1 protein-coding gene and 2 pseudogenes are annotated in these 1967 nt (G+C 64.4%); 2 read left to right on the forward strand and 1 reads right to left on the reverse strand.

Annotated elements, in window-relative coordinates:
* Window positions 1-129: pseudogene (locus QH270_RS31195) on the forward strand (IS5/IS1182 family transposase); the annotation flags it as partial.
* Window positions 130-138: 9 nt separating this feature from the next.
* On the opposite strand, the gene QH270_RS31200 reads toward QH270_RS31195, so the two are convergent.
* Window positions 139-291, reverse strand: a complete 153-nt coding sequence (locus QH270_RS31200) for a hypothetical protein (protein ID WP_174562648.1) — start codon at window positions 289-291, stop codon at window positions 139-141.
* Window positions 292-1496: 1205 nt separating this feature from the next.
* Between QH270_RS31200 and QH270_RS31205 the strand changes: the two are divergent.
* Window positions 1497-1967 (forward strand): annotated as a pseudogene (locus tag QH270_RS31205) (site-specific integrase); the annotation flags it as partial.

Raw genomic sequence — 1967 nt, forward strand, 5'->3', positions numbered from 1 at the left:
ACCATCGCCCTGCTCCACCAGTACCGACGCCTGGCCGTCCGATGGGAACGCCGCACCGACATCCATTACGGATTCTTGAACCTCGGTGCCGCGCTGATCTGTTGGCGACGCCTCAGCAATCAAACCTGATAGGAGCTCTTACGCCACAGAACATCCGGAGTCGGGAACGGTGCCGGCCATCGCCTCGACCTTGGTGTCGGTGTTCGACTGTTCAGCGTCGATCTTCAGGAACACCCCGCCGACGTGCAGAGTCGCGCGCTCGTACTGGACGACGACCTCGACTTCTTTCACGTCGGAGATTATGGCTGGGGTGACCATCGACGTCGCCGGGATTATCGCTGGCCAGTGGCCCGTCGCTGGCTTAGCTGAGCGTTGTCTCAACGGATCTTCGCCCGGAACTCTGCTGGTCGCCGCTGTCACTGTTGCGTGCTGCCAACTGGTCGACAATCCCGCCCTGCCACACCCGGCGACGTCAGAATTCACCAATCGGATCGGTGAGATCCGACACTGAGCAACGCTACAGCCGATGTCCGTTGCCAGTGAAAATAGGCTATTGCCAACCACCTGAGCCATCGACGCAGCCTTGCCACTGAACCTGGACCATCGAGAGCCCGACCAGCCAGTTCGCCGTGGCCGATGGAGAGAGTTGGCTCACTTTGAATGGCAAATCGGGTCGGGGAGTCTGCCACTCAAAAAGGGCCACCGCAGGTCAGCGAGGTTGGCGTGGCTCATCTTCACTGTCACCGGACAGTCGATGCGATCCCTCAGCACAGATGCTGGCTGAACTCGCCGATACCCACGACACGGAGATGATCCATCATCGGCATCTCCCGCAGCGGCATGCAGTCTCATGACTTGCCTGTAATGGGGCCGGCGGTGGCTTCATCCCCGCTCGGGCGGGGAGCACTGTAGGCCGGACAGCTGCACCTCCCCCACCCTGGCTTCATTCCGCGCGCCCGGGGAGCACGCATACGCAAAGGGGCCGCAGCTCGCTCGGGAGGCTTCATCCTCGCTCGCGAGGCGGCCGTCGACGCGCACACCGAGCAGTCGTCGGCGCGGTGACAGGTCTGGCAGTCGTGGTCGCTCTCGCCGAGATGGACTTACTCGACGCCGCCGAATCGGGGGTTCAGAGCCCGGTGCGCTAGTGAGGGCCAGGTAGACGGTCATGGCGCCTCTCGCGCGACATAGCAATCCTCCACACGGTCGACCGCCGCCGCCGCCGTGATGGTCGGAGCAGCCGCTAGAGCTGCGCATTCAGAGAAGTCGCCTTCCCGGACATCGGTCAAGTGGACCGACGCCGCGTTGTCGACGCGCACTGCGCGAGGTTGAACCCCGAACTCCACCCGCAGACGACGCCGGCCTCCCCCAACTCACCGAGCGGAAAGGGATTTCGTTGCCACACCACACTAAGACAGCCGCCACCCACAACCGACTCGATCGGTGTACCCATGACCCGCGGTAGACCACCCCGGCCCCTCGGGGTCCCCGGCAAACCGATGCTCACCGAACTCGCTCCCGGGCACTGGAAAGCCCGCGTCCGGGTCCGCGACTCCTCCGGAAAACGACGCGAGCTCATGCGTGTCTCCCCGACCAAACTCGACTCCCGCCACCGCCCGATCCCCGACCGCACCGGCCAACGAGCCCTCGACGCCGTCATGGCAGCCGCAGCCGTCATCACCGTCGGCGTCGGCGGCGAACTGTCCACATCCATGACCGTGCGCGACTTGTGGGTCCGCTACCGCGCGAGCCTCATCGCACAAGACCGCACCGAATCCACCATCGCCCGCTACGACGAAGTCGCCAAAATGTTCAACACCGCATTCGGCGACCGGCGCCTGTTCGAAGTCACCACTTCCGCGGTCGAAACCTTCCTCACCGACGTCGGAAAAGCCAGGGGGCCTTCGAACATGCGCACCGGGCGCATCGTGCTCTCGGGCATGTTCCGCTACGCAGTCCGCACCAGCCCC

The organism is Nocardia neocaledoniensis, assembly GCF_029868625.1.
In the GTDB taxonomy this organism is placed as follows: Bacteria; Actinomycetota; Actinomycetes; order Mycobacteriales; family Mycobacteriaceae; genus Nocardia; species Nocardia neocaledoniensis_A.